The sequence below is a fragment of the Streptomyces sp. NPDC057137 genome, assembly GCF_042670825.1.
Lineage (GTDB): Bacteria > Actinomycetota > Actinomycetes > Streptomycetales > Streptomycetaceae > Streptomyces.
This window is the reverse complement of the sequence record NZ_JBHUUW010000009.1, coordinates 180,246-204,772: the sequence shown is the minus strand read 5'-3', so window position 1 is coordinate 204,772 and position 24,527 is coordinate 180,246. Positions and strand designations below refer to the sequence as shown.

The window sequence follows — 24,527 nt, the reverse complement described above, 5'->3', positions numbered from 1 at the left end:
ATCGCGCGGACACGTCCCGCGTCTACCGGCGGTCCTTCAGACGCCGCGTCGCCACCGCCTCGGTCGGGTCCTCCGGCCACGGGTGGCGGGGGTAGCGGCCGCGCAGTTCCGCGCGCACCGCGCGGTAGCCGTCCCGCCAGAAGGACGCCAGGTCCGCCGTGACGGCGGCGGGGCGTCCGGCGGGGGAGAGTAGATGGACCAGCACCGGCACGCCCGCGACGGTCGGCGTCGCCGTCAGACCGAACAACTCCTGGAGTTTCACCGCCAGTACGGGCTGCTCCCCGCCGTAGTCGACGCGTACGCGCGATCCGCTCGGCACCTGGATCCGCTCGGGTGCCAGCTCGTCCAGCCGCCCCGCCTGGCCCGACGACCACGGCAGCAGCCGGCGCAGCGCCTGGCCCGCCTCGATGCGCGCCAGATCCGCGCGGCGCCGGGCCTTCGACAGTTCGGGCTCCAGCCAGTCGTCCGCGTTGTCGAGCAGCGCGGCGTCCGACACGTCGGGCCACGGGGCGCCCAACGCCCGGTACAGAAAGCCCAGTCGCTCCCGCAGCGCCTCCGCGTCGCGCGTCCAGCGCAGCAGGGCGCCGGGGCCCTCGCGCCGCAGACCGTCCAGCAGCGCCGCCCGTACCCGGGCCGGGTCGGGTTTGCGCAGCGGCCGTGCGGACAGTTCGACAGCGCCGAGCCGCCGTACCTCCCTGGCGACGACGTCACCGTCCTCCCAGTGCACCTCTTCGCCGGAGAGGCGCAGCTGCGCGGCGGCGGTGCGCGCCGTGTCCTCGTCGATGACGGCGGCGAGCCGCACCCGCGCCGACGCGGCCGTCGCGGGCCGATCCGCGACGGCGACGGCCAGCCACGGCGCGCTGCGCAGCCCGGACCCGTCGCCGAGTTCGGCGCCGGTCCCGGACACCATCAGGAACGCGCCGCCGCCCCGGGCCCGCGCCACCCGCTCGGGAAAGGCGTACGCGGCGACGACCCCGGCGACGAGATCGTCGGGCAGACCGGCACCACTGCCAGCACCACTGTTGTCGCCTCCGCCGTGGGCTCCGCCATCGCCTCCGCCGGTCCGGCCGCCCGCCCCGTCCGGCGACCTCGGCAGTGCCGAAGCCAGCCTGCGAGCCTCCTGCCGCCAGCGCGCCGCGTACCCGTCGCCGCCCCGTTTCGCCGTACGCCACGCCGCCGCCAGGTCGTCCCCGTACGCCCTCGGCGGTTCCTCGCTCAGCAGCGCCACCACCTCCGCGGCCCGGCGCGCGCCGACCTCCCGGGCGCCGTCGAGCAGCGCGCGGGCGAGGCGTGGGTGGAGGCCGAGGCGGGACATGCGGACGCCGCGGTCGGTCACCCGGCCCGCCGCGTCCACCGCGCCGATCGCGGTCAGCACCGTCCGCGCCGCGGCCAACGCCCCCGCGGGGGGCGCGTCGAGCAGGGCGAGGCCCGAGGCGTCCGGGTCGCCCCAGCACGCCGCCTGCAAGGCGAACGCCGCCAGATCGGCGACCTTGATCTCCGGCGCCGGGAACCGCGCGAGCCGTGCGTCCTCGGCCTGGTCCCAGCACCGGTAGACCGCGCCCGGTGCCTCGCGCCCCGCACGCCCCGCGCGCTGGCGTGAGGCCGCCTGTGAGGCCCGCACCGTGGTGAGCGCGCTCAGCCCCCGGGCGTGGTCCGTACGCGGCTCACGCGCCAGCCCCGAGTCGACCACGACCCGCACTCCCGGCACGGTCAGGCTCGACTCCGCCACCGAAGTCGCCAGTACGACGCGGCGGTTGCCGTCCCCCGAGCCGGCGAGCACCGCGTCCTGCACCTCCGCCGGCGCCCGGCCGTGCACCTGAAGGACCTCCGCGCCGAGGTCGTCGAGGCTCCCCAACTGGCCCGCCACCCGGCCGATCTCGCCGACCCCCGGCAGGAACACCAGCACGTCGCCCGCGCGCTCGGCCAGCGCCCTGCGTACCACCGCGGCCACATGCGTCAGCAGCGCCGGATCGACACGCATGCCGTGCGGCGGACGCACCGGCCGCGCCGGCGGCGCCCACACGACCTCCAAAGGATGCGTCACTCCCCGCGCCTCCACTACGGGCGCGTCGCCCAGCAGCCGCGCCCACCCCTCGGCGTCGGTCGTCGCGGAGGCGGCCACCAGCCGCAGTTCGGGACGGAGCGTGGCCCGTACGTCCAGCAGGAAGGCCGCCACCGTGTCGGCGTCCAGATGCCGTTCGTGACACTCGTCGATGATCACCACGTCGACGCCGCCGAGTTCCTGGTCGCGCTGGAGCCGCTGGAGCAGTACGCCGGTGGTCACCACCTCCACCACCGTGTCGCGCCCGACCACGCGCTCGCCGCGCACCGTGAAGCCGACGCTGCCGCCGACCCGCTCGCCCAGCAGCCACGCCATGCGCCGGGCCGCCGCGCGTGCGGCGATCCGGCGCGGCTCGGCGACGATCACCCGCCGCCGTGGGCCCTCCCCGGCACCGTCGAGCCGTACGAGCCCGGCCAGCACCAGTGGCACCAGCGTCGTCTTGCCCGTCCCGGGCGGCGCGCACAGCACGGCGCACCCCGGCCCGTCGAGGGCCGCCTCCAGTGCGGGCAGGGCGGTACGGACGGGCAGGCTGCCGAGGACGTCGTCGCGGATCACACCCTCAGTCTCGTACGCAGACGAAGATCGCCGACCCCGGGATCAGATTCCCGCGCAACGGCGACCAGCCGCCCCACTCCTGGGTGTTCCAGGCCGGCCACTCCGGCTCCACCAGATCGACCAGCCGGAAACCGCCCGCCACCACGTCCCGTACCCGGTCACCCACCGTCCGGTGGTGTTCCACGTACATCGCGCGTCCCTGCTCGTCCTGTTCCACATAAGGCGTGCGGTCGAAGTACGACGCGGCCACCGACAGGCCCTCGGGCCCCGGCTCGTCCGGGAACGCCCAGCGGATCGGGTGCGTCACCGAGAAGACCCAGCGCCCGCCGGGGCGAAGCACCCGCCGTACCTCGCGGAACACCCCTACCGGATCGGCGACGAAGGGGATCGCGCCGTACGCGGAGCACGCCAGGTCGAAGGAGCCGTCCCGGAACGGCAGCGCCGCCGCGTCCGCCTCTACAAGAGGTACGTCGTCACCGATGCGCAGCGCGTGCTGGAGCTGCCGGTGGGAGAGGTCGAGCGCCACCGGGCGCGCCCCCTGCCTCGTCAGCCAGCGTGAACACTGCGCCGCGCCCGCCCCGATCTCCAGGACGTCGAGGCCCTTGAGGGACTCGGGCGGCCCCAGCAGCTCCGCCTCCACCTCGTCCAGGCCCTCCGGTCCCCAGACGAACCGGTCGTCGCCGAGGAAGGTGCCGTGCTCGATCTGGTAGTCGTCCGCGTTCCGGTTCCACCAGCTCCGGTTGGCGCGGCTGCTCTCGGTGCCGTCGCTCGCACGCCGGGTGGCTTCCGGCTCGTCCTGCTCGTACCGCTCTGCCTGCTCTTGGCTCATCGTGCCCGTCGTCGTAGTGTGCGGAGAGGCTCGAAGAGTCTGTGCCGCGCTGTAGTCGGCCGGTAGCGGCCTGGGCTACGGTGCGGCCATCGTGGCCTCATGAAACGCTTGTTGTGCCGGGTATGGGGCGTTCCGCCCCGGGTGTGCGCCTTCGCGCATTGACCGTGTCCGGCTGCCCCCGTATGCTAAAGGTTGCGCTGCGGGCTTGCGCGCCTCAGACGTAGCAGGCCGCGCTCGCATCTGTTGTAGGTCCCCTCGGCTGTCGAGGCGCCTTCCCCTCATCGGGAATGGCGCTCCCTCGGCTGTCCGGACTTCCGGCGGATGGCGATACGGGCTCTCGGCGTGGCAGTACCTACGACTCAATGTCCGTACCGGAGCCTTTACCCACATGACGAGCAGCACCGAGACCACCGCCACCACCCCGCAGGTTGCGGTCAACGACATCGGTAACGAGGAAGCATTCCTCGCCGCGATCGACGAGACGATCAAGTACTTCAACGACGGCGACATCGTCGACGGCGTCATCGTGAAGGTCGACCGGGACGAGGTCCTGCTCGACATCGGTTACAAGACCGAAGGCGTCATCCCGTCCCGCGAGCTTTCGATCAAGCACGACGTCGACCCCAACGAGGTCGTCGCCGTGGGCGATGAGATCGAGGCCCTTGTTCTCCAGAAGGAGGACAAGGAAGGCCGACTCATCCTGTCCAAGAAGCGTGCGCAGTACGAGCGCGCCTGGGGCACGATCGAGAAGATCAAGGAAGAAGACGGCATCGTCACCGGCACCGTCATCGAGGTCGTCAAGGGTGGACTCATCCTTGACATCGGCCTCCGTGGCTTCCTGCCGGCCTCTCTCGTCGAGATGCGCCGCGTCCGCGACCTCCAGCCCTACGTGGGCAAGGAGCTCGAAGCCAAGATCATCGAGCTGGACAAGAACCGCAACAACGTGGTCCTGTCCCGCCGTGCCTGGCTCGAGCAGACGCAGAGCGAGGTTCGCCAGACCTTCCTCACGACCCTGCAGAAGGGCCAGGTCCGCTCCGGCGTCGTTTCCTCGATCGTCAACTTCGGTGCGTTCGTGGACCTCGGCGGTGTCGACGGTCTCGTGCACGTCTCCGAGCTCTCCTGGAAGCACATCGACCACCCCTCCGAGGTTGTCGAGGTCGGCCAGGAAGTCACCGTCGAGGTTCTCGACGTGGACATGGACCGCGAGCGTGTCTCCCTGTCGCTCAAGGCGACGCAGGAAGACCCGTGGCAGCAGTTCGCCCGGACGCACCAGATCGGCCAGGTCGTTCCCGGCAAGGTCACCAAGCTCGTTCCGTTCGGCGCGTTCGTCCGCGTCGACGAGGGCATCGAGGGTCTGGTCCACATCTCCGAGCTGGCCGAGCGCCACGTGGAGATCCCGGAGCAGGTCGTCCAGGTCAACGACGAGATCTTCGTCAAGGTCATCGACATCGACCTCGAGCGCCGTCGCATCAGCCTCTCGCTGAAGCAGGCCAACGAGGCGTTCGGTGGCGACCCGGCCTCGGTCGAGTTCGACCCGACGCTGTACGGCATGGCTGCGTCGTACGACGACCAGGGCAACTACATCTACCCCGAGGGCTTCGACCCCGAGACCAACGACTGGCTCGAGGGCTTCGAGGCTCAGCGCGAGGTGTGGGAGACCCAGTACGCCGAGGCGCAGACCCGCTTCGAGCAGCACCAGGCTCAGGTCATCAAGTCCCGCGAGGCCGACGAGGCCGCTGCTGCCGAGGGCGCTGCCGCCCCGGCCGGCGCGGCTCCCGCGGCCTCCGGTGGCAGCGGTGGCGGTGGCGGCGGCGGTTCGTACTCCTCGGAGTCCCAGGACAACTCCGGCGCCCTGGCGTCGGACGAGGCCCTGGCCGCGCTGCGCGAGAAGCTGGCCGGTGGCCAGAGCTGACGCTCTGACTCCGTAGTCGGTCGCCAGAGAGCATGACGTAAGGCCCGTTCCCCTCGGGGGGCGGGCCTTACGTCATGCCCGGGGCCTCCGCGTGCCCGCGCCGGGTGGGTGCGCCGAGCCACGGCGCCAAGTGCCGTACGCGGTCGGCCTCTTGCTTCTCGCACCGCCGATGCCGGAGTCACGACCACCGGATGCGGGACGCGCGGGCGGGGAATGCTCACGCCCGGAGGTGCGTTCTTCCTGAGGAACACGAGGAGGACCGGTAATCGTGCTTGATCCGCAGGATTTGTACGAGTGGGAGCCCAAGGGCCTGGCAGTCGTCGACATGGCGCTCGCGCAGGAGTCCGCGGGCCTTGTCATGCTCTACCACTTCGAGGGCTACATCGACGCGGGTGAGACCGGCGACCAGATCGTCGAGAACCTGCTCGAATCGCTGCCGAACCAGGTGGTGGCGCGCTTCGACCACGACAGGCTGGTCGACTACCGCGCCCGCCGCCCCTTGCTGACCTTCCGGCGCGACCGCTGGTCCAGCTACGAGACGCCGACGCTGGAGGTGCGGCTCGTCCAGGACGCCACGGGCGCCCCGTTCCTGCTGCTGTCGGGGCCCGAGCCCGACGTCGAGTGGGAGCGTTTCGCGGCGGCCGTGCGTCAGGTCGTCGAGCGCCTCGGTGTACGGCTGGCGGTGAACTTCCACGGCATCCCCATGGGTGTGCCGCACACGCGCCCGGTCGGCATCACCCCGCACGGCAACCGCACCGACCTGATGCCGGGCCACCGCAGCCCCTTCGACGAGGCACAGGTGCCCGGCAGCGCCGAGGCGCTCGTCGAGTACCGGCTGATGGAGACGGGACACGACGTACTCGGCGTGGCCGCGCACGTCCCGCACTACGTGGCGCGGTCCTCGTATCCGGACGCGGCGCTGACCGCGCTGGAGGCGATCACGGCGGCGACGGGACTCGTCCTGCCGGGCGTCGCGCACGCCCTCCGTACGGAAGCGCAGCGCACCCAGACCGAGATCGAGCGCCAGCTGAGCGAGGGGGACGAGGAGCTGGTGACGATGGTGCAGGGCCTTGAGCATCAGTACGACGCGGTGGCCGGCGCCGAGAGCAGGGGCAATCTGGTGGCGGAGCCGGTGGAGCTTCCGTCGGCGGACGAGATCGGGCGCGAGTTCGAGAAGTTCCTCGCCGAGCGGGAGGGCGACGCGTAAGACCTGCGGGCGCGGGGCGTTGGTCGGGTCAGGCGTCCGGGTGTCTCGTAAGACGCCCCGTCCACGCTCTAAGCTGCGAGACATGCTGAAAGTGGGCCTGACCGGCGGTATCGGTGCCGGAAAGAGTGAAGTGTCCCGACTGCTCGTGAGTTACGGAGCGGTGCTGGTGGACGCTGACAAGATCGCCAGAGAGGTCGTCGAGCCCGGGACTCCCGGGCTCGACGCCGTTGTCGACGCTTTCGGGCCGGGCGTCCTCACCGCCGACGGGCGGCTCGACCGGCCGAAGCTCGGCTCGCTCGTCTTCTCCGACAGCGACAAGCTCGCGACGCTCAACGCCATCGTCCATCCCCTGGTCAGCGCACGTTCGCTGGAGCTGGAGAGCAGGGCGGGGGCGGACGACATCGTCGTCCACGACGTGCCACTCCTCGTGGAGAACGGGCTGACCGGGCTCTACGACATGGTCGTCGTCGTGGACGCGTCGCCCGAGACTCAGCTCGACCGGCTCGTAAGGGTGCGTGGCATGGCGGAGTCCGAGGCCAGGTCGCGGATGGCGGCCCAGGCCACCCGCGAGCGGCGCACCGCGTCCGCCGATCTGGTCATCGACAACGACGGACCGCTGGAGAAGCTGGAGCCGCAGGTCCGCGCGGTCTGGGAGCGGCTGGTCGAGCGGGCGGCAGCCGACGCGTGACGCGCTCCGCCACCGACGTGGACGCGGGCCGCAGCCGACGGGTGACGCGCTCCGCCCAACCGCTTTGGAATACCGGCAATCTGTGCGACGTTGAAAGCGCCGACCGAGGGGAAGGATCCGACCGTGCCCGAGAGCCCGGAGACCCACGTCATCGACTTTCGCGCGGCGGAGCAGCTGCTGGCCGCGCGCGACCCGCGCGGCGCGGTCAAGCTGCTGGACTCGGTGATCGCGGCGCATCCCGAGAACACGGCCGCCAGGCTGCTGCGCGCCCGCGCGTTCTTCGCGGCCGCCCAACTGCGGCCCGCGGAGCTGGAGTTCGAGCTGGTCCTGGAGCGTGAGCCGGACAACGCGTTCGCGCACTTCGCACTGGCCCGTACGTACGAGCGGGCGGGACGGCCCGAGCAGGCGACGAAGCACTTCAGACTGGCGGCGGCGCTCGACCCCAAGCCCGAATACCTCAAGGCCGCGCGTTTCGACTCCGACGGCTGACGTCGCTCCCTCTTCCTCCACCGTTGCCGTTCCGAGGGGTGCGATCTTCGTACGGCGGTACGTCACGCCCCGGCTGGAAGCGCGATCCCTGCCGCATATGGCGGACGACCAGCACGAAGTCCGTGGCGACGATCAACAGCAGCACCCCACAGGCGATCGCCCAGCCCGGCCGGTCGACGACCGCGAAGGCGATCGTGCCGAAGGTGGCCCAGACCAGGCCCCAGACGCTCAGCCACCAGCGCATCCGCAGTGGGCTGCGCGCGGTGACGGGTTCACTTCCGGTGCGCATGGCATCGCACCTCCCGACGGAGATTCGTCGATCCGGTCGCCCGGAGAGCGATGAGTTCCGGGCGGGGCGGGTGTCTACCTCTTTGAAAGCACACCACGTGCACAACGGAGGAGACCCCCAATGTCCGAGGCTACGTCCACCACCGTGCCGACCGCATCCGCTGCTGTTTCCCCTTCCACCACAGCCACCGTTCAGGCCGGGCCCTCGCGCCGTACGGACATCACGGTCCGTACGCTCCAGATCGTCCTGGCGCTGTTCATGGCGATCCCGAGCGCGGGGCCGAAACTCGTCGGTCACTCGTCGGCGGCCGAGACGTTCGACGCGATCGGCTTCGGCGACTGGTTCATGTATCTCACGGGCGCCCTTGAGCTGGCGGGGGCCGTCGCGCTGCTGATCCCGATCCTCTCGGGGGTGTCGGCGATCGCGCTCATCGGTCTGATGATCGGCGCCTTCATCACCCAGATGACCGTCTTCGACGGTGAGAACGCGCTGACGCCGGTGATCTTCCTGGCCCTCTTCGCCGTGGTCGCGTGGGTGCGGCGGCAGAAGACCGTGGAACTGGTCGCCCTGGTGCGCCGCCGGGTCTGATCCCCGCCGGGTCTGTTCCATGGTCACCCGCTCCGTCGCGCCTGAAGACCGCATCCTCAAGCCTTGAGGGGATGCGGCCTTCAGGCATGACGGGGGCACTGTCAGACCCCCCGCCTAGACTCGCCGGGTAACGAGATCTCGCAGGTAAGCGACCCGGGCGGAGGGAGTCGGTGACGATGACGCGACACGTGTCGAACGACGCGACGCCGCTGGCGCGCTGTGCCGCGGTCTTCCTGCCCGCCGGTCTGCCGCGTGACGGGCGTGTGGCGTTCTGGGCCCCGGAGGGGGAGCCGCCCCTCGCGGCTGGTCTTGGCACGAGCGACGTCTCCATGAGCGGTGGCCACCCCACGAGCGAGGTCACCACGAGCGGCCGCACCATGAGTGACCTCACGGTCGTGGCCCCGGGCGGCCGGGGAGACCCCGCCGACCAGGACGATCAGGACGACCAGGGCGCCGGCGTCCGTACGCGCCTCGTGCCCGCCGTCCTCGTGCCCGTCGCCGACGCCGTGCCCCTGCTGGTCCGCGCCCGCTCCGATCCCGCGGCCCATCCCTCCGCCGCCTGCTGGGGCGCCGCGGCCCTGCACGCGCTGCATCTGTCGGCCCGGGGCAGGCTGCTGCCCGGCCTCACCGCCTCCGACCACGACGCCTGGCGGGCCGGGCCGCTCGACGCGGACGACATCGCCCAGCTGCGGGCCGTCGCGGCCGCCATGCCCTACGAGGCCCACGCCGTCCCGCTCCCCGATCTGCTCCCGCTGCGGCTGCCCGAGCCCGAAGCGCTGGTGCGGGCCTTCCTCGACGCGGTCGCCGACGCCCTGCCCCGTACACCCGCAGCCGCGTTCGCCGCGGGCGCGCCCTTCGCCGCGCGCACCGCGCAGCATCTGCCCGGTGCCCGCTCGTGGGCCGCCGAGGCGGCGGCCGGGATGGACGCCGGGGTGCGCGTCTCGCTGCGCCTCGACCTGTCGGCGTACGAGCTGTTCGACTCCTCGTCCACCCAGGAGACCCCGGAGGAGAGCGGTGTGGAGCGGCGCGCGGGCGCCGCCCTCGTCCAGATCCACAGCCTCGCCGACCCGACGCTCGTCATGGACGCGGCCCGGCTCTGGGCGGGCGACGGCGACGACCTCTTCGGACCGCGCGCCCGGATCGACGCCCTGCTCGCGCTGCGCCGCGCCGCCCGTGTCTGGCCGCCGCTCGCCCGGCTGCTGGAGTACGACGTCCCCGCCGCGCTGCCGCTCTCCGAGGACGAGCTGTACGAACTGCTCGGTCCCGGAGCCGCGAGCCTCGCCGCCGCCGGGGTGGCCGTCCACTGGCCGAGGGAGCTGGCCCGTACGCTCTCGGCCGCCGCCGTCGTACGCCCCGCGCCCGGCTCGGCCACGGACGGTACGCCCTTCTTCGACAGCAACGAACTGCTCAAGTTCAACTGGCAGTTGGCGCTCGACGGCGACCCGCTCAGCGAGGCCGAGATGGACGCGCTCGCCGAGTCGCACCGGCCGATCGTGCGGCTGCGCGACCAGTGGGTGGTGATCGACCCCGACCTCGTACGGAAAGCGCGCAAACGGGAGCTGGGTCTGCTCGACCCGGTCGACGCGCTGGCCGTCGCCCTCACCGGCTCGGCCGAGGTGGACGGCGAGACGGTCGAGGCGGTCCCGACCGGCGCGCTGGCGGTCCTCCGCGACCGGCTCGTCCACGGGCCGGCGGCCGTCCCGCAGCCCGCCGCCCTGGACGCCACCCTGCGCGACTACCAACTGCGCGGGCTGGCCTGGCTCGACCTGATGACCTCGCTCGGCCTCGGCGGCTGCCTCGCCGACGACATGGGCCTCGGCAAGACGATCACCGTCATCGCTCTCCATCTGCACCGCGCCCGCCCGGTCCCGACCCTCGTCGTCTGCCCGGCCTCCCTCCTCGGCAACTGGCAGCGGGAGATCACCCGCTTCGCACCCGGCGTCCCGGTCCACCGCTTCCACGGCTCCGGCCGCACGCTGGACGGGGTGACGGACGGTTTCGTCCTCACCACGTACGGGACGATGCGCGGCAGCGCGCCCGAACTGGCCGCGCACACCTGGGGGATGGTCGTCGCCGACGAGGCCCAGCACGTCAAGAACCCGTTCTCGTCCACCGCCAAGGCCCTGCGCACGATCCCGTCGCCCGCCCGCGTCGCGCTGACCGGCACCCCCGTGGAGAACAACCTCTCCGAGCTGTGGGCGCTCCTCGACTGGACGACCCCCGGCCTCCTCGGCCCGCTCAAGTCCTTCCGCGCCCGCCACGCGCGCATCGTGGAGAACGTGGAACACGCGGGGTCGGCGGGCACCACCGCGAGCGACGAGGCGGTGGAGCGGCTCTCCCGGCTGGTCCGCCCCTTCCTGCTGCGCCGCAAGAAGTCCGACCCCGGCATCGTGCCCGAGCTGCCGCCGAAGACGGAGAGCGACCACCCGGTGCCGCTCACCCGCGAACAGGCCTCCCTGTACGAGGCCGTCGTCCGGGAGACGATGGCCGCCATCGAGAGCGCGGAAGGCATCGCCCGGCGCGGACTGGTCATGAAGCTGCTCACCGCGCTCAAACAGATCTGCAACCACCCGGCGCAGTATCTGAAGGAGGAGCAGGCCCGGCTCACCGGCCGGTCCGGGAAGCTCGCCCTCCTGGACGAGCTGCTCGACACGATCCTGACCGAGGACGGCTCGGTCCTGGTCTTCACGCAGTACGTGTCGATGGCGCGGCTCCTCTCCGCGCACCTCACCTCCCGGGCGATCCCGTCCCAACTCCTGCACGGCGGCACGCCCGTCGCGGAGCGCGAGCGGATGGTGGACCGGTTCCAGTCCGGCGAGACCCCCGTCTTCCTGCTGTCGCTCAAGGCCGCCGGCACCGGCCTCAACCTCACCCGGGCCGGCCATGTCGTGCACTACGACCGCTGGTGGAATCCGGCCGTCGAGGAGCAGGCCACGGACCGCGCCTACCGCATCGGCCAGACCCAGCCCGTGCAGGTCCACCGGCTGATCGCGGAGGGCACCGTCGAGGACCGTATCGCCGAGATGCTCGCCGCCAAGCGTGCCCTGGCCGACGCCGTACTGGGCTCGGGCGAGGGAGCCCTCACCGAGCTGACCGACCGTGAACTGGCCGATCTGGTCTCGCTTCGGAGGCCGTCATGACCGCACCGCGCGCCCCTCGGCACGACGACCGCCGCCGTACGTTCCCCGCGCTGCCGCCCCGGCCCGGCCCGGCGGGCGACGGGGACTTCGCCACCAGTTGGTGGGGCAACGCCTGGGTGGAGTCCATGGAGGACGCCGCGCTGGACCCGGCCCGGCTGCGACGCGGGCGCGCCTACGCGGGTGGCGGGCATGTGGACGCGATCACGGTCACGCCGGGCCGCGTCATGGCGTACGTGCACGGCTCCAGGCCGCGCCCGTACCGCACGGAGATCCGTCTGCGCACCCTCGGCGACGCCGACTGGGAAGACCTCATGGACGCCGCCGCGGCCCGCCCCGACCACATCGCCGCCCTCCTCGACAAGGACATGCCGCACGCGCTCGCCGCCTCGGCGGACCTGCTGCCGACGGCGGGTGATCTGACGCCCGACTGCTCCTGCCCCGACGACGGGTTCCCGTGCAAGCACGCGGCGGCGCTCTGCTACCAGACGGCGCGGCTGCTCGACGAGGACCCGTTCGTGCTGTTCCTGATGCGCGGACGCGGCGAGCACGAGATCCTCGCCGACCTGACCCGCCGCAATGCCACCCGCTCCGCCGTCGAACGCACCACGGCCGCACCGCCCATGCCCACGGTCGACGCGGCCACGGCGGTCACCTCACACCAGCGGCGCACCCTGCCGCCCCCGTTCCCGCTGCCCGCCAACCCCGGCCGCCCGCCGGTCTATCCGCACACACCGGGCGCCCCCGACCCGCTGGCGCTCGACCTGCTCGCGACCGAGGCGGCGGCCCGCGCGCACACCTTCCTGGCGACCGGCATCGACCCTGTCGCCGGCCTCACCCCCTGGCAGGACGCCGTACGCCTGGCCGCCGCCCACCCCGGCTCCGGACTCACCGCCTCCACCCGCGCCCTCTACCGCGACCTCGCGGCGGGCACCGACCACAGCCCCATGGACCTGGCCCGCGCCGTCGCAGCCTGGCGCCAGGGGGGCCTCGCGGGGCTGGCCGTCCTGGAGGAGCCCTGGGACCCACCCGCCGGACCGTTCGACCGCGCCCGCCCCGCGCTCGTAGCGGCCGACTTCCCGCACTTCCGCCCCTGGCGCAACCGCCTCTCCGAGCCCTCGCTCCAGCTCCGCTTCGGCCGCGACGGACTCTGGTACGGCTACGAGTCGGACCGCGACCGCGAGGACTGGTGGCCCCGCGGCACCCCCGACACCGACCCCGTGGGCGCGCTCACGGCCCTCATCGGACGGTAACCGGTACGCTCGTATCCGTGACCATCCACGGATCAAGGGGGAGCGGTGGAAGCCGAATTGGTGGCATTGGCGAGCGCGGGGGCGACAGCCCTCGTCCAGCAGATGGCGACGGACGGCTGGACCGCGGCCCGCGACCGGGTGACGGCGTTCTTCGCGGGCCGGGGCTCGGCCACCCCTGACTCGGTCGAGGAGGACCTGGAGACGGGCCGCGCCGAACTGGTCGCGGCCCAGCGGGACGAGGACGACCAACTGATGGCCGACGTCCACGCCGAATGGCGCGCCCGCCTACGCCGCACCCTCGCCGCCGACCCGGCGGCGGCGGCCGAACTCCGCGCCCTGCTGGACGAGTTGGCACCCGCCACACCCGCGACACGGCAGGTAACCACCGTGCACAACACCATCAGCGGCGGCGTGGTGCACGGCACCGTTGTCCAGACGGGCTCGATCGGCAGAGTGGACCTGGGTGGCGGTGGCTCGCACAATTGAGCCTGGGACGTCTGACGTTCCGTCAAGGGCCGCTGTGTGCAGCTGAATCGCCGAGGCCGCCGAGCCGCCCCTCCACGCTTTCGCGCATGTCACGTGCGCGAGGATCGTCGTACCGGGCAAGGAGTCGCGCGCACTCCACCCACAGCCGCCGCGCCGCCTCCGGATCCTCACCGCACAAGGCGCCCGCGAGGCCGTCGAGGGCCACCGCTTCGTGCCACACGTCGCCGAGTCCACGGTGAGCCGCCAGGGCTCTGCGACAGAAGCCGGCCGCCTCCTCCGCACGATCGAGCCCGAGGTACGTCTCTCCAACGCCCAGCCAGGCGCGTGCTTCACGGCTCCTGTCGCCGAGCCGACGGTGCAGCGTCGCGGACCGGTGGTAAGCGGTGAGCGCATCGCCGAAGTGGCCGAGGGCCAGCTCCGCGTCCCCCAGAGCAAGCAGCCAGTTCCCCTCCATCACATGGCTTCGCAGATCCAGTGCGATCCGCACCGCCTCCTGGGCGGCGTGCCGCGACTCCTCACGTTCCCCGCGGTCGAGATGGATCAAGCTCAGCAGCCAGAGAGCGTTGCCCACGCTGCGCGCGCTCTCCTCCTCGCGGTGAGCCGTCAGCGCCAGGTGGACACTGGCGAACGCTTCCGTGAGCCGCCCGGCCTGGTGGTGCACCAACGCGAGGTTGGCGACGGCGACGCTCTGCCAGTGGGTCTCGCCCAACTCCCCGAAGAGGGAGGAGGCTTCCTCAAGCCGTACCTGCGCGGCTTCCAGCTCCCGCCGACGCAGATGAACGAGTCCGAGGGCGTTGAGGGAGGCGGCTTCGCCGCCCCGGTCGCCCAACTCCCGCCGGATCGTCAGCGCCTCTTGATGGCAGTCGAGACTGTCGGCCGGCCGATTGAGTTTGGTGAATCCGAATCCATGTTTCTCAAGGAGCCCGGCGACCGCGCGCCGTTCGTTCAAGCGTCGCGCGGCTGCCAGACCGATCTCACCGATGGCCAGCCAGTCCGTGGTGAGGGAGGACGGCGCTTTGGCGTTCCACAGCACCGCGGACAACTGCCATGCGTACCGGTCGAGCCCCGTCTTCTCCGCTGCCCGGACCGCGGGCAGGAAGTTGGCGTTCTCGCGCTCGGCCCAGTCCACGGCCTGGTCGTAGTCCGCGAAGGACAGCGGTGTCACGTCGGTGTCCGGCGGATCGATCGGGAGATGCTCCTCGGCGGGCACGATCCAACTCTGCGCCGCGTCAGCGGTGTGCACGTACCAGTCGAGGGCCCGGCGAAGTGCCGCCGACCGGTTCTCGGGTGACTCCTCCCGCTGGGCCTCGTCCCCGGCGTAGGCGCGGAGCAGATCATGGAACTCGAAACGGTCCGGTGCTTTCTGTATCAGCAGATGCGCGCCCGCCAGTACGTCCAGCAGTTGCCGTGTCCGTCGGACACTGAGCCCCGCCAGGGCCGCTGCCGCGCCGACGCCGAACTCCGGGCCCGGATGCAGGCCCAGAAGGCGGAACAGACGCGCGGCATCCTGGGGCAGCGCCCGGTAGGACCAGGCGAATACGGCGCGCACGGCCTCGGCCTCTTCTTCGTCTCCCGTACTCAGGGCGTCCCACAACGCTGATTCGTCACGCAGATCAGCGATCAGCTCCTCCAGGCGCATGTACGGACGGTCGGCAGCCCGTTCGGCCGCGATCCGCAGAGCGAGCGGCAGATGAGCGCACATGCGGGCGAGCTCGACCAGTTCGTCCTCGTCGTCGACGCGATGGTCGGCTGTCACCGTACGCAGCAGAGCGACGGCTTCCGGCTCGGCGAGTGTGCCGAGGGTCAGACGGTACGCGCCGTCTCGGACGGCGAGTCCGGACAGGCGCCCCCGGCTGGTGACCACGGTCAGGCAGCGGGCATTGCCGGGCAGGAGGGGTCGGACCTGGGCGACGGTGGCCGCGTTGTCCAGCAGGATGAGTATCCTGCGGTCGGCCAGGACGGATCGGTACAGCGCGGCAGCGGCATCGGTGTCGGTGGGAACCGCGGCGGCGGGAAGCCCGAGCGCGATCAGGAACCGTGGCAGCACATCCCGTGCGGTGAGTGGCTCTCCCGGATCGTAACCCCGGAGATTCACGTAGAGATGGCCGTCGGGGTAGTGGTCCCGCACCCGGTGCGCCCAGCGCAGAGCGAGCGAGGTCTTGCCCGCCCCGGCCGTCCCGGCGATCACGAACACGGGAACGACAGAACGATCCCGGTCACCGCTCAGCGTCGCGTCGAGCTGCCCGAGTTCGGCGGTGCGGTTGACGAAGTGCCGCATGTTGCCGGGTAGTTGACGTGGCGTCGGATGCGCGCGGTTTCGCTCACCGCCACCGTGGTCATGAAAATGGACACCGCCACTGACCTGGCCCGCCTGCACCACGTCACGCGAGGAACCCGACAGGTCCGAATGGGTCCCGCCCGGGTTCTCTCCACCACTGTCGCTGCCGATGCCTCACTCCGCTCTCATCGGAGGGGCGGGCAGCTGTGCCACGTGGCGATCGACGTAGGAGACGATGTCCTCACCGTCCTCGTACAGCCCGTGGACGAAGGCTTCCCAGTTCCCGATCGGACCGGAATCCTCGAAGCGCACCGCCCCGTCTAGAAGTCCCGATTCCGTGTAGAGAACCTCGTAGAGCACTTGGCCCCCCAGAGTGACAACCTCTGGCAACAGGCCCGCGATCTCCAGCGGTCGTACCTTCTCCGCGCCGACAACCCGGACGGGCGTGCCACTCTCCCCCTGCACCCGCAGCGCGTGCAACTCCCATTGCAGATACGGCGTCAGCGGCTCGTCGACGACACGTACGCGATGGAATACGCTGCCCCGTTCCCTGTCTTCCCGGGCGATCTTCTCCCACCGGTCACGCCTGGACTTGAGTAGCTGAAGCGCCGTTTGCCAGTCCCCGCGCCGGAAGGCCTCCCAGCTGGGTGAGGACTGCTCCTCGAAGTGCTGGAGACGTTCGAACTTCCAGCTGTCACGGCCGATGACGTTCCCGTCGCGCTGCCGGAAGTCCTGCCGGTAGGCGTCGGTCGCGAGCCGGTCTCCTCGCGCACGGTCGAGCGTGAGGGCGGTGCGATCAAGCATCGGCGATGTCTGCCTTCGCCGCGCGGAGCACGCTTCCCGGAATGACGACCAACCGCTCGCCCTTGGCGATCGTGGCGTCCGCCGGGAGCGACGGGCCGTAGACCTCCGTCAGATCGCGGCCGATGACGGCGATATCCCCGTTGTCCAGCTCCCAGATGTCCGGGCAGCCGTCCCTGTCCTCGGTGACTCCCAGTTCCTGCGGCGACTTCCCTAATCGCCGATGGAACAGTGCCGACGGATCGGCCTCCCACACACGGGCCACGTCTGCCTCCTGATAGGCGGTATCAGTGATCTGACGCCGGCCATCTTACGGAGTGTGGTGAGCCGCTGCCATGCTGCAACTGGTCATCTGTCGACCGGAAGAGGGACCACGGAAGGGGCGCGGTCTCACCAACGCCCCCTCCGCACAACGGGTTTGCCGAGCCCCGAGGGTGAAGCCCGCCGCGTCGCGGTGCAGCGTCCCCTTGATGGCGAGGCGGACGCGTTCCCGTGCGTCGACGGGCTTCACCTGATGCCCTGACTCAGGCGGTGTGCAGCGTCAGCCCGTACGTGCTGAGGATCTCGTTGATGGGCTGGTAGAAGCTCTGCCCGCCGCTGGTGCAGTTGCCCGAGGCGCCGGACGTCACGCCCTGTGCCTGGTCGCCGCTGATGAACGAGCCGCCCGAGTCGCCGCCCTCCGCGCAGGCACTCGTCTGGACCATCTGGTGGACGGCGCCCTGTGCGTAGTTGACCGTCACGTTCTTGGCCAGGACGTTGCCGCAGCGCCAGTGCGTCGTGGAGCCGGAGCGGCAGATCGACGCGCCGTTGGGGGCTTCGTTCGAACCGCGTACCAGCTGGTCCGACACGGTGCCCCAGCCGAGGACGACGGGCACGGTCCACCAGCCATTGGCGACGTTCACCCACGCGTAGTCGTTGCCGGGAAAGGACGATCCCTGGAAGTTGCCGATGGCGGAGTTGTCCCAGCCGCGCACCGACTGGCCCCGCGGGCCGCAGTGGCCGGCGGTGACGAAGCCGCCGTGCACGGAGAAGCCGATGGAACAGCGGACGTTGCCCGTGTAGTACGGGTCTCCGCCGACGGTCCCGGCGGCGGTGGTGGTGGGAGCGTGGGTCGTCTCCGCCACGGTCACCGGACCGGTCTTCCTGGCCTTGGCGACGAAGGCGGTGACGGCCTTGCTGTCGCTCTTCGACGCGAGGACGTTCACCACGACCCGGTTGGTCTTCGGGTCGACACGCCAACTGCTGACGCCGGCCGGCGCGGAGAGCGCGTCGATCCGCTTCATGGTCGCGTCGAGCGCCTTCTCGCTGTGCTTCACGAGCTTGACCGTGGCGCCTGTCGCGCGCACGGCGGCTGCCTTGCTTCCGTCGGTGAGTGCGACGGTCAGTTTGTTGTCGGCGGCGCTGAACCAGGAGCCGCCGTACGACGCTCCCGCCACGCGCTGCGCCTTGGTGTCGACGGCGGTCGCCGTCTTCTCGGCGGCGAGCCGGGCGACGGCCTGACTCTTCGTCAGACCGAATTCCTTCTGCATGGCGGTGAGCAGGCCATCGGACGCCGCCGCCTTCGATGCGGATGCCGATGCTGACATCGATGTCGGGGCCGATGAGGAGTCGGGAGCAGCGGCCGACGCGGGCGCGAGCCCGGCCGTCGCCCACGTACCGACGAGGAGGAGTGCGGACAGGCCGGTGCGTACAACTGTCTTGCGTCTCACGGCATTCGCCCTTCGGTTGTTCCGGCGATCGTGGGGATGGAACAGTGGAACAGCGGGCGAGTGAGAGCGCTCTCATCCGCCCCGGCCGGAGCGTATCCAAGGATCGTGGGCAGGTCCATGCCAATGGTCGAACGGAATTGGCGCGGGACTCGATTCGCCTGGTCGGGAGGGATTCGAACCAGGTGGAACGGTGCCTTCCGGTGGGTGTGCGGGGCGCTGCGACGGAGCTCCAACTCCCGTCGGCCGGAGGCTTTTACAGCGTTGCACACGACAAGCCGTGAACGCCTCTCAGCGGAGCGTGGTCAGGGCGCGGTCCGAGTGCGGTCAGCGCTGCCGGAGCGCCGTCAGAGCAACTCCGCCCAGCGCACCAGCGTCGCGAAGTCCCGCTCCCGCAGCCCCCGTCGCGGATGGATCCGCAACAGCAGCGCGGGCCCGTCGTGGTGGGTCGCGACATACGTCGTGTCCAGGTCGGTGATCATGTCGTCCACCCAGGCGAAGGGGCGGCCGTCCGCCCACTCCACCAGGGGACGTGTCTTCCAGTAGAGGCCGTCGGGATCCGTCGCGAAGAGTTCGGGCCACTCGATCACCGGCAGATCCGTCGGCAGCCCGACGGCCGGCGCGATCATGGTGTTGGCCTCGTGCATCCAGGTGGTGGCCCAGGCCAGTTCGAAGGGCAGCCCGGTGAGTATCGGGCCGTGGGCCGGGTTGAGCCGTACCCGCAGCCCGCGTCTGTGGGGCCGGGATCCCGGCGTCTGGCGGGAGAGCCAGCTCGACGGGTGCAGATGGTGCGTGGTGTAGCCGCGCGGCCGGGGCAGCCGCGCGGCGTACGGGTTGAGGGGGCCGTCGACGTCGAGGAGAAGCAGGGGGCGTTCGCGAACCGTCATGGGTAAGAAATGCCCGCTGCGGGCGCCGTTTACGACCCCCGCGCGCTCCCGTACCCCATTGGCGCGCTCAGAAGTCGGCGAGCGTCCGCTCGTCCAGCCTCGCCACGGAGTCCTGGGCGTGCGCGCGTTCGTACGCCTCCCGGATCCGTTCGATGCGCGCGTCGCGCGACGCCGCCTCCGAGGCCGGGTACAGCAGGATCAGCTCGTAGGAACGCTCCCGTTCGATCACGCCGTTGGAGTCCCGCCACTGGCCGCGACCCTCCTGGATCGTCAGGCCGGACGGGAACTCCGGTGTGACCTGCCGGTCGACGAACGCCATGAATTGACGATCCGTCACATCCGGTCCGCCGTCGGGCCGTTCCGTTCCGAAGAAGAGCCGCGTCTCGACGTAGGCCGCACCGCGGCGGGTCTCGGCGGGCCGCTGTTCGCTGTCGAGCGTCGCGTACGCGGCGGGCGCACCGACGGCCAGTACGGCGACGGCGGCACCGGCGACGGCGATCCACACGCGCTGCCTGGGGGAGCGTGGCGCGCGCGGGCGGAGGGGGATCTGGGGTGTCTTCGGGGCGGTCGGCATGGGGGCGCTCTCCCTGGGGTGGTCCGCACGGAGGGCTGTCACGTGCGCACTCACCCTGGCAAGCACGCGCCGCACGACCCCGCCGGAACAGGGTCCCCGGCCGGAAACCACCCGCACGAGCGCATGCCCGCCGCCCTCGCGCGCAGTACGTTGCTCCGATGACCACCGCTCCCCAGAGCCGCCCCGCCGATCTCGTCATCACGGGCTGCACCACGCTGACGCACGACGAGGACGGGAGCGGCGCCACCGCCGGCGCCGCGGCCGGCATCGGCTTCGTCGACAACAGCGCGATCGTCGTACGCGACGGCGTCATCGAGTCGATCACCACCCCGGAGGCCGTCGCCGATCTGCCCGCGGTCGAACGCATCGACGCGCGCGGCCTGCTCGCCATGCCCGGACTGATCAACTGCCATACGCACACACCGATGGTGGCCCTGCGCGGTATCGCCGAGGACCTGCCGATCGAGGAGTGGTTCAACGACTGGATCTGGCCCATCGAAACCAATCTCACCGACCGGGACGTCGAACTCGGCGCCCTCCTCGCCTGCGCCGAGATGATCCGTGGTGGTGTCACCACCTTCGCCGACCACTACTTCGCCATGGACAAGGTCGCCGCCGCCACCGAGGTGAGCGGGCTGCGGGCCAACCTCGGCTGGGGTTACTTCTCCAGCGAGGGCGCCGCCGGCCGGGAGCGCTCTCTCGACTTCGCGCTGCGGCTGCGGGGCGCCGCCGGCGGGCGGATCACCACGTCACTGGCGCCGCACGCCCCGTACACGGTGAACGACGCCGATCTGGCCGCGACCGCCGAACTCGCCCGCGAAAACGGCCTGTTGGTGCACATCCACGCTGCGGAGAACAAGGAGCAGACGGCAGCGAGCATCGCCGCGACCGGCCGCACACCCATCGAGACCCTGCACCGCGCCGGACTGCTCGACGTCGATCTGCTCGTCGCCCACGGCACCGGCCTGGCCCACGGCACCGGCCCGGCCCACGACGACCTCGCCGTACTCGGGCGCCGCACGGGGCGCGTCGCGTTCGCCACCGCGCCCAAGGGCTACCTCAAGTTCGGCTGGGACACGACACCGCTGCGCGCGCTGGCCTCGATCGGCGTGCCCGTCGGCCTGGCGACGGACGGGGCGGCGTCGAACAACACCCTCGACGTCTGGGAGAGCATGACGCTCACCGCACTGACCCAGAAGTCGACGGAGCGCGACCCCGCCTGGCTGACCGCCCGTCAGGCGCTCCATCACGCCACCACCCAGAGCGCCCGCGCGGTCGGCCTCGGCGACCGGATCGGCGCCCTCGCCCCGGGACGGCGCGCCGATCTGATCCTGGTGGACCTGACGGGACCGCACACCCAGCCGGTCCACGACCACGCCGCGACGCTCGTCCTCAGCGCCCGCTCCGCCGACGTACTGACCACGATCGTCGACGGGAAGGTCCTGATGCGCGACCGCAGGCTTCTGACGCTCGACGTCCCAGGGATCGTCGAGGAACTTCACCCCCGGCTCGCGGCGTTGACGGACCGCGGCCACGGCCGCCGTATCCAGGACTACGACCCGGCGGCCGGTTCGTCCTGAATCGCCGATCGGGGCAAGGCCTCAGGGGGCAAGCGCTCGGGGACGAGATCAAGGACAAGATGGCACGGTGAGACTCGAAGCGATCACCTGGGAGCGGCTGACCGACGCGCTGGCGGAGCGCGCCATGCGGACCAAGGCCGACGACGGCAGCCCCTGGCTGCGGATCGCCGTGGACGGCGCCCCCGCCGCGCACCCCGGCGTACCGGCCGAAGCGCTCGCCGACGCCCTGCGGCTCCGGGGCCGCTCGGTGCTCTCCGTCGGGACCGGTGGCTTCCTGCGGCCCGCGTCGCTGCGGTACGAGTACGGGCGGCACGACCCCGACTCGTACTACGACGGCTGGTTCGACACGGGCGCGCTGTGGCGGGAGGTGTTCGGGCCGGTGGAAGCCGGTGGAACCGGCCGCGTCCTGCCCGATCTCTGGGACCCCGCGACCGACCGCGCCACCCGCAGCGCGCGCGTCGAACTTCCGCCGGGCGGTGTGCTGTTGGTGCACGGGCCGCTCCTGCTCGGCCACTGGTTCCCGTTCGACCTCACGGTGCATCTTCGGCTGTCGCCGGCCGCGCTCCGCCGCCGCACCGACGAGGGCGAGCGGTGGACGCTGCCCGCCTTCGAGCGGTACGAGCGGGAGGTCGGCCCGGCCGAGGCCGTGGACGTGCTCGTACGGGCGGACGATCCGCGGCACCCCGCCTGGGCGCTCCGGCAGAGCTGAACGGCGCCCGCGTGCGGTTACGGCACCGGTGGCCGGCCGCCGGGCAGCGCGACCGCCAGGGCGCCGGCGCGGCAGCCGGCGGCCGCGGCCGTCACCGGGTCGGCGCCCGCCAGCAGGGCCGCGAGAAAGGCGCCGTTGAACGCGTCGCCCGCCCCGGTGGAATCGACGGCCCGCGCGGGCTCGGCCGGAACGCGCGCCGTCACCGCTCCGTCCGCCGCCACCAGCGCCCCGTCCGGTCCCAGCGTCACCACGACGAGCGGGAACCGGCGGCTCAGCTCGGCCGCCGCCTTCTCGGCATCCGGGACGCCGGTGAGCAGCCGGGCCTCGTCCGCGTTCGGCAGGAGCACCTGGACACCGTCGGCCGCCGCCAGGAACACCTCGGCGCCGAGGTGCGCGATGAAGCCCGCCGACGCGGGATCGACGCTCACCGGGACGCCCCGCCCCAGCGCCGACTCCAGTGCGGCGCGCACCACTTGACGGCTCGTGGCGGCGAAGAAGAGATAACCGGAGATATGCAGCCGGCCCACTCCGTCGAGCAACGAGTCCGACCAGTCGGCGGCGCTCAGGCGCAGGACGGCGCCGCTGTCGGTCAGGAAGGTGCGTTCGGCGGAGGCGTCGACCAGCGAGACGACGGTGGCGGTCGCCGCGTCGTCGTCGACGACGAGCAGGGGGCGGACGCCCGCCGCTAGCAGCCGCTCCTCGTGCCATCCGGCGGCGTCCGCGCCGACCCGGCCGAGCAGCCGGACGTCCGCGCATCCTGTGGACACGGCCCAGCACGCCGCGTTGGCTCCGGCGCCGCCCGGCAGGGTGCGGATCTCGGCCGCCGTGTCCGTGCCGTGCGCCAGCGGCGTACGGTGCCGGGCCACCACGTCGGTGACGACATCCCCGACGATCAGCAGCGCGCCCGCGTCGCCGCCGGCGGGGTGCTCACCGCTCACCGCGCCGCCGCGATCAGCGCGGCCAGCCGTACGTTGCCGCGTACGGCGGCCAGATTCGCCTCCAGGGACGCGCCGCCGGTCCGTCGCATCAGCTCGCCCAGCAGGAACGGCGTGACCGCCTGCCCGCCGATGCCCCGCTCCCTGCACTCCGTCAGAGCCTCGGCGAGCACCCGGTCGTGCAGCTCCGGATCGAGCTGCTCCGCCTCCGGCACGGGATTGGCGACGATCAGCGCGGCCTCCGGCCCGCCGAGCGCGTCCTGGGCGGCCATCACCGCCGCGACCTCCTCCGGGGTGCGCACCGTCCAGTCGACGGGCTCGCCGGACGACGTCAGGTAGAAGCCGGGGAAGTGCTCCGTGCCGTAACCGAGGATGCCGACGCCCAGGGTCTCCAGGCGCTGCAGGGTCGCCGGTACGTCCAGGATCGACTTCACGCCCGCGCACACCACCGTGATCCGCGTCTCGGCGAGCAGCCGCAGGTCGGCCGACTCGTCCTGGGCCCGGACCCAGTCGCGGTGGACACCACCCAGGCCGCCGGTCGCGAAGACCCGGATCCCGGCGCGGGCGGCGAGGAAGGCCGTCGCGGACACGGTCGTGGCACCGCCGGCTCCCGTGGCGAGGGCGGGCGCCAGATCGCGGTGGCCCAGCTTCCGGACGGAGGGGTCTCCCGCGACCCGCTCCAACTGGTCCTTGTCCAGGCCCACATGGGCCCGGCCGTCCAGTACGGCGACGGTGGCGGGGACGGCGCCGCCGGACCGTACCAGCGCTTCCAGTTCCTCGGCGACGGCCAGATTGCGCGGTCGCGGCAGACCGTGCGCGATGATCGTCGACTCCAGGGCGACGACGGGCCGGCGCGCGTCGAGCGCCTCCCGCACCTCGGGGGACAGCAGCAGTGTCGTGTCAGGCATGTCCCATCCCTGGCACCGGACGGGGCTCCGCAAACGTCGCCGGCCGACCCGGGACCGACCGGGACCGATCGGGGCCGATCCGGACCGGGCAGGTGGCGGGCCCGAGGCGCGTCAGAACAGCGGCGCGGGCAGCACGCCTTCCAGCGCCAGCAGTTGGCGCTTGGTCTCCAGGCCGCCCCCGAAGCCTCCCAGTCCGCCACCGCTCTCCACCACCCGGTGGCACGGCACCACGATCGGAAGCGGGTTGGACCCCATCGCGGCGCCGACCGCCTGGGCCGCGCCCGGACTGCCCACCCGATCGGCCAGATCGCCGTAGCCGACGACCGTGCCGTACGGAACGCCGGCCGCCAGCTCGCGCAGCACCTGCCGGTTGAAGCCGCCCGACAGCGACCAGTCCAGCGGCAGCTCGAACTCCCGGAGGGTGCCGTCGAAGAAGGCCGCCAGCTGACGTATCGGCTCGGCCAGCCGGCCCGCCGGATCCTCGACGGGCTCGGCGCCGAGCCGCCCCCTCAACTGTCGAAGTGCCGTGTCCCGCCGCCCGGTCGTGGCGTGGAAGACAACCGTCACAAGTCCTTCACCGGTGGCGGCCAGCAGCAGCGGACCGATGTCGCTTCCGACGACGGCCCACTCCACCGACTGCGTGTTGCTGTCCAT

General features: G+C 71.9%; 22 protein-coding genes. 10 read left to right on the top strand and 12 right to left on the bottom strand.

The genetic code is table 11. The features are described 5' to 3' along the window. Positions 1–22 precede the first annotated feature (22 nt). Together hrpB and ACFT9I_RS10975 are read right to left on the bottom strand one after the other, a co-directional pair. A complete protein-coding gene (hrpB, locus tag ACFT9I_RS10980) occupies positions 23–2,617 on the bottom strand; it encodes an ATP-dependent helicase HrpB (RefSeq protein WP_382562905.1) in 2,595 nt (864 codons plus the stop codon). A 4-nt stretch (positions 2,618–2,621) separates the two neighbouring features. Beyond that, positions 2,622–3,446, bottom strand: coding sequence for a class I SAM-dependent methyltransferase (locus ACFT9I_RS10975; protein WP_382562903.1), 825 nt, complete (start codon positions 3,444–3,446; stop codon positions 2,622–2,624). 388 nt (positions 3,447–3,834) lie between these two features. Here ACFT9I_RS10975 and rpsA point away from each other — a divergent pair, with 388 nt between their 5' ends. The 4 genes from rpsA (at position 3,835) to ACFT9I_RS10955 (ending at position 7,742) form a co-directional block, all read left to right on the top strand. Continuing rightward, positions 3,835–5,358, top strand: coding sequence for a 30S ribosomal protein S1 (gene rpsA / locus ACFT9I_RS10970; RefSeq protein ID WP_023542473.1), 1,524 nt, complete (start codon positions 3,835–3,837; stop codon positions 5,356–5,358). A gap of 268 nt (positions 5,359–5,626) precedes the next feature. Continuing rightward, positions 5,627–6,565 (top strand): PAC2 family protein, encoded by a 939-nt coding sequence (locus tag ACFT9I_RS10965; RefSeq protein ID WP_382562901.1) that lies wholly within the window; start codon positions 5,627–5,629, stop codon positions 6,563–6,565. Between the two features lie 82 nt (positions 6,566–6,647). Beyond that, complete coding sequence (gene coaE / locus ACFT9I_RS10960) at positions 6,648–7,253, top strand: dephospho-CoA kinase (RefSeq protein WP_382562899.1); 606 nt, start codon at positions 6,648–6,650, stop codon at positions 7,251–7,253. Positions 7,254–7,376: 123 nt separating this feature from the next. Continuing rightward, positions 7,377–7,742: a tetratricopeptide repeat protein gene (locus ACFT9I_RS10955; RefSeq protein WP_382562897.1), complete on the top strand. Its 366-nt coding sequence runs from the start codon at positions 7,377–7,379 to the stop codon at positions 7,740–7,742. Here the strand turns inward: ACFT9I_RS10955 and ACFT9I_RS10950 are convergent. Then, a complete protein-coding gene (locus tag ACFT9I_RS10950; protein WP_382562895.1) occupies positions 7,711–8,031 on the bottom strand; it encodes a DUF6343 family protein in 321 nt (106 codons plus the stop codon). The two genes, ACFT9I_RS10955 and ACFT9I_RS10950, sit on opposite strands and share 32 nt — an antisense overlap. Before the next feature lie 120 nt (positions 8,032–8,151). Between ACFT9I_RS10950 and ACFT9I_RS10945 the strand changes: the two genes are divergently transcribed. The 4 genes from ACFT9I_RS10945 (at position 8,152) to ACFT9I_RS10930 (ending at position 13,495) form a co-directional block, all read left to right on the top strand. Further along, positions 8,152–8,619, top strand: coding sequence for a DoxX family protein (locus ACFT9I_RS10945; protein ID WP_382562893.1), 468 nt, complete (start codon positions 8,152–8,154; stop codon positions 8,617–8,619). Positions 8,620–8,795: 176 nt separating this feature from the next. After that, complete coding sequence (locus ACFT9I_RS10940) at positions 8,796–11,759, top strand: DEAD/DEAH box helicase (protein ID WP_382562892.1); 2,964 nt, start codon at positions 8,796–8,798, stop codon at positions 11,757–11,759. Continuing rightward, on the top strand, positions 11,756–13,009 hold the full coding sequence (locus ACFT9I_RS10935; protein ID WP_382562891.1) for an SWIM zinc finger family protein: 1,254 nt from the start codon (positions 11,756–11,758) through the stop codon (positions 13,007–13,009). The genes ACFT9I_RS10940 and ACFT9I_RS10935 overlap by 4 nt, the downstream gene beginning before the upstream one ends. Positions 13,010–13,054: 45 nt before the next feature. Further along, entirely contained in the window at positions 13,055–13,495 is a 441-nt protein-coding gene (locus ACFT9I_RS10930; RefSeq protein WP_382562890.1) for a hypothetical protein, read from the top strand. Between the two features lie 22 nt (positions 13,496–13,517). Here the strand turns inward: ACFT9I_RS10930 and ACFT9I_RS10925 are convergent, their stop codons facing one another. From ACFT9I_RS10925 to ACFT9I_RS10900, 6 genes are all read right to left on the bottom strand, one after another. Further along, positions 13,518–15,773 carry an ATP-binding protein gene (locus tag ACFT9I_RS10925; RefSeq protein WP_382562888.1) on the bottom strand — a complete coding sequence of 752 codons (2,256 nt, stop codon included), beginning with the start codon at positions 15,771–15,773 and terminating at the stop codon, positions 13,518–13,520. Between the two features lie 174 nt (positions 15,774–15,947). Further along, positions 15,948–16,577 (bottom strand): DUF6879 family protein, encoded by a 630-nt coding sequence (locus ACFT9I_RS10920; RefSeq protein WP_382562886.1) that lies wholly within the window; start codon positions 16,575–16,577, stop codon positions 15,948–15,950. Next, positions 16,570–16,839: a hypothetical protein gene (locus ACFT9I_RS10915; protein ID WP_382562884.1), complete on the bottom strand. Its 270-nt coding sequence runs from the start codon at positions 16,837–16,839 to the stop codon at positions 16,570–16,572. The genes ACFT9I_RS10920 and ACFT9I_RS10915 overlap by 8 nt, the downstream gene beginning before the upstream one ends. Before the next feature lie 259 nt (positions 16,840–17,098). Continuing rightward, positions 17,099–18,283, bottom strand: a complete 1,185-nt coding sequence (locus ACFT9I_RS10910) for a S1 family peptidase (RefSeq protein WP_382562882.1) — start codon at positions 18,281–18,283, stop codon at positions 17,099–17,101. A 344-nt stretch (positions 18,284–18,627) separates the two neighbouring features. Continuing rightward, positions 18,628–19,167, bottom strand: coding sequence for a hypothetical protein (locus ACFT9I_RS10905; RefSeq protein WP_382562881.1), 540 nt, complete (start codon positions 19,165–19,167; stop codon positions 18,628–18,630). Positions 19,168–19,234: 67 nt separating this feature from the next. Beyond that, positions 19,235–19,741 carry a DUF3574 domain-containing protein gene (locus ACFT9I_RS10900; protein ID WP_382562880.1) on the bottom strand — a complete coding sequence of 169 codons (507 nt, stop codon included), beginning with the start codon at positions 19,739–19,741 and terminating at the stop codon, positions 19,235–19,237. Between the two features lie 158 nt (positions 19,742–19,899). Here ACFT9I_RS10900 and ACFT9I_RS10895 point away from each other — a divergent pair, with 158 nt between their 5' ends. Beyond that, positions 19,900–21,321, top strand: coding sequence for an amidohydrolase (locus tag ACFT9I_RS10895; protein ID WP_382562878.1), 1,422 nt, complete (start codon positions 19,900–19,902; stop codon positions 21,319–21,321). Between the two features lie 67 nt (positions 21,322–21,388). Next, entirely contained in the window at positions 21,389–22,030 is a 642-nt protein-coding gene (locus tag ACFT9I_RS10890; protein ID WP_382562876.1) for a uridine kinase, read from the top strand. A gap of 17 nt (positions 22,031–22,047) precedes the next feature. Here the strand turns inward: ACFT9I_RS10890 and ACFT9I_RS10885 are convergent, their stop codons facing one another. The 3 genes from ACFT9I_RS10885 to ACFT9I_RS10875 form a co-directional block, all read right to left on the bottom strand. Beyond that, positions 22,048–22,968 carry a carbohydrate kinase family protein gene (locus tag ACFT9I_RS10885; RefSeq protein WP_382562875.1) on the bottom strand — a complete coding sequence of 307 codons (921 nt, stop codon included), beginning with the start codon at positions 22,966–22,968 and terminating at the stop codon, positions 22,048–22,050. Beyond that, positions 22,965–23,873: a pseudouridine-5'-phosphate glycosidase gene (locus ACFT9I_RS10880; protein ID WP_382562873.1), complete on the bottom strand. Its 909-nt coding sequence runs from the start codon at positions 23,871–23,873 to the stop codon at positions 22,965–22,967. The genes ACFT9I_RS10885 and ACFT9I_RS10880 overlap by 4 nt, the downstream gene beginning before the upstream one ends. A gap of 111 nt (positions 23,874–23,984) precedes the next feature. Beyond that, positions 23,985–24,527, bottom strand: coding sequence for a methylated-DNA--[protein]-cysteine S-methyltransferase (locus ACFT9I_RS10875; protein WP_382562871.1), 543 nt, complete (start codon positions 24,525–24,527; stop codon positions 23,985–23,987).